This is a genomic window from Gemmatimonas sp., assembly GCF_044376735.1.
GTDB lineage: Bacteria > Gemmatimonadota > Gemmatimonadetes > Gemmatimonadales > Gemmatimonadaceae > Gemmatimonas.
This window is the reverse complement of record NZ_JBILKJ010000246.1, coordinates 1-3,119: the sequence shown is the minus strand read 5'-3', so window position 1 is coordinate 3,119 and position 3,119 is coordinate 1. Positions and strand designations below refer to the sequence as shown.

The 3,119-nt window shown below is 64.3% G+C and carries 2 protein-coding genes; one reads left to right on the top strand and one right to left on the bottom strand.

Translation table 11 applies throughout. The features are described 5' to 3' along the window. Positions 1-80: 80 nt before the first annotated feature. Positions 81-548: a GxxExxY protein gene (locus ACIRA7_RS16165; RefSeq protein ID WP_396221864.1), complete on the top strand. Its 468-nt coding sequence runs from the start codon at positions 81-83 to the stop codon at positions 546-548. Here ACIRA7_RS16165 and leuS read toward each other — a convergent pair. Continuing rightward, entirely contained in the window at positions 532-2,964 is a 2,433-nt protein-coding gene (gene leuS / locus ACIRA7_RS16160; RefSeq protein WP_396221863.1) for a leucine--tRNA ligase, read from the bottom strand. The two genes, ACIRA7_RS16165 and leuS, sit on opposite strands and share 17 nt — an antisense overlap. Positions 2,965-3,119: the final 155 nt, after the last annotated feature.

Here is a 3,119-nt window from a genome sequence, read left to right as displayed (position 1 = left end):
GGCCTTCGCGGACTTCGCGAGCTTCGCGTGAACCAGCGGACTCAGATCCACGGGACGCACCAGCCGAAGCGAGCACGCTCATGCATATCCCCCCTGATGACCTGACGGGAGCCTGTATCAACGCCGTGCTGCGCATTCACAGGAAATTCCGATCGGGAATGCTCGAGAGCGCCTACGAAACCCTCCTCTTCCGCATGCTGGTGCGTGAAGGGTTCGATGTCGAGCGACAAAAAGCGATCTCCTTCGAGTTCGAGGGAGATCGCTATGAGAACGCGTTCCGAGCCGACTTGATTGTCAACGGCCGATTGATCATCGAGGTAAAGGCTCAGGAATCGAATTCGTCCGTGCACACGAAACAACTGCTCACGTACCTGCGGCTGGCCAAGCTGCCCCTTGGCCTCGTCATCAACTTCGGATTGCCCAAGCTGATGGACGGCGTGAAGCGCGTCGTGAACGACCTGCCGCCGGCGTACTCGCCGCAGCTCCGAGTGAACCAGCCGAGCGAGCGGCTGGTTCACCCGTGCGCGGGGCTCACACCACGATGTTGAGCAGCCGCTTGGGCACGAAGATCACCTTCTTGATCTCACCGACCGCGAACTTCGCGATGCCGGCATCAGCCATCGCGGCGGCCATCGCGGCCTCCTGCGTGACATCCACCGCAACGCGCAGCTTGCCGCGCACCTTGCCGTTCACCTGCACCACCAGATCGACCTCGTTGTCCACCAGCATGGACGGATCGAACGTCGGCCAGCCGGCGTCGAACACGCTGCCGGTGTGCCCCAGCAATTCCCAGCACTCCTCGGCGAAATGAGGGGCGTAGGCGGACACCAGCTGCACGAGCGGGAGCACTTCCTCGCGGTGCACGGGCCGGTCGCCCGAGCGCACGTGATTGAGGCACTCCATCATTGCCGCGATCGCCGTGTTGTAGCTGAGACTCGCCGTATCTTCGCCGACTTTCTTGATCGTGCGATGCAGCTGACGCACGACGTTCGCATCCGGTGCGCCGGTCGTACTCGCGTCGCGCACCGAGGCCCACAGGCGGTCGAGGAAGCGCCGCACGCCACTGATGCCCTGATCGCGGAAGTCGCCCCCCTCTTCGTACGGCCCCAGAAACATCAGGTACATGCGGAACGCGTCGGCGCCCCACTCTTCCATGTACACATCGGGGTTGATCACGTTGCCCTTCGACTTCGACATCTTCGCGCCTTCGCGAATGATCATGCCGTGCGCGCGGAACCGCGTGAACGGCTCTTCGAAATCGATGTGCCCCGCGTCCTTCATGACCATGGTCACGAAGCGGGAGTACAGCAGGTGCAGCACCGCGTGCTCGTTGCCACCGATGTACGAATCCACCGGCAGCCACCGCGTGGTCCGCTCGGCGTCGAACGCCACATCGCTGCGCGTCGCGCTCGGATAGCGCAGGAAATACCACGCGCTGTCGAGGAATGTGTCGGACACATCAGTTTCCCGGCGGGCGGGCGCCCCGCACGTGGGGCACGGCACACGGTACCAGTCTTCGTAGCGCGCCAGCGGCGAGACGCCCGAGTCGTCGGGCTTGAAGTCGGGAATGAATGGCAACTCCACCGGCAGCTGCGACTCGGGCACCGGCACCGTGCCGCACGCATCGCAGTAAATGATCGGAATCGGCGGTCCCCAGTAGCGCTGACGGGAAATGCACCAGTCGTGCAACCGGAAGTTGACCACCTTCGATCCATGCCCACCGGCGGTGAGCCACTCGGTCACGCTGAGCTTGGCGTCGGCCACCAACTGCCCGTCGAAGGCGCCCGAGTTCACCAGGCGGCCATGCTCGTCATCGGTGTACGCGGCATCGCCCAGCGGTGTGTCCGCGGCGTCGTCAGGACCGGCCACGACGCGCACGATCGGCAGCTCGAACCGCTGCGCAAATTCGAAGTCGCGCTCGTCGTGCCCGGGCACGGCCATGATCGCACCCGTACCGTACTGCATGAGCACGTAGTCGGCGATCCAGATGGGAATGTTCGCGCCGGTGGCGGGATTCACGGCGTACGCGCCGGTGAACACGCCAGTCTTGTCCTTGCTGCTCTTCCGCGCGATCAGATCCTGCTTCGTGGTCGCGTCCTGATAGCCCCGCACCGCATCACGCTGCGCGTCGGTAGTGAGTGTCGCCACCAGCGGGTGCTCGGGCGCGAGCACGAGGTACGTCGCGCCGAAGATCGTGTCGGGGCGCGTCGTGAACACCGTCACCCGATCCTCGTGCCCGCCCACCCGGAACGACAGCTCGGCACCTTCAGAGCGGCCGATCCAGTTCTTCTGCGCCGACTTGGTGATCGGCGACCAATCGAGCCACTCGAGGTTGTTCAGCAACCGTTCGGCGTACGCCGAGATGCGGAAGAACCACTGCTCAAGGAAACGCTGCTCGACCGCCGTACCACAGCGCTCGCATAGACCACCCTCGACCTGTTCGTTGGCGAGCACCGTCATGTCGGTGGGACACCAGTTCACCGCGGCCGCCTTCTTGTACGCGAGTCCCTGCTTGTAGAGCTGCAGGAAGACCCACTGCGTCCACTTGTAGTAATCCGGACGCGACGTGTCCACCCTCTGACGCCAATCAACCATCAGCCCCGCGCGTTCGAGCTGCCGCTGAAAATTCGCGACATTCTTCGGCGTGAGCTCCATCGGGTGCGCACCCACCTTGAGCGCGTAGTTCTCCGAGTGGATGCCGAAGGCGTCGTAGCCGAGCGGCTGGAACACATCATGACCCAGCAGCCGGTGGTAGCGGGCCGAAATGTCGCTGCCGGTGAACGCGAAGAGGTTCCCCACGTGCAGCCCTTCGGCCGACGGATAGGGGAACATCATGAGCGCGTAGAACGGACGCGCGGCGGTGTCGAGGGCTGCCTCGTTCGTGCCGCGTTCGGCCCAGCGGGCGCGCCACTTGGGCTCGACCAGCGCGGGCGAGTAGGGGGTCGGGATGGTGGGATCGGACATACCGCAAGGTAGCGAACTGCCAACGGCTTAGGAGGCAGGGAGGAGGGTGTCAGGGTGGAGGGTGCAGGACCGCGGCGTCGTGTTCCTGCCTCCTCCTTCCTGAGACCCTCCCTCCTGCTCCCTAAGCTGTTGGCCGTTCTTCACCGCTTGAGCAG

Bases quoted from the DNA above. Each gene is read 5' to 3' on its own strand.
- ACIRA7_RS16165 (WP_396221864.1), top strand. From the start codon at position 81: ATGCATATCCCCCCTGATGACCTGACGGGAGCCTGTATCAACGCCGTG.
- leuS (WP_396221863.1), bottom strand. From the start codon at position 2,964: ATGTCCGATCCCACCATCCCGACCCCCTACTCGCCCGCGCTGGTCGAG.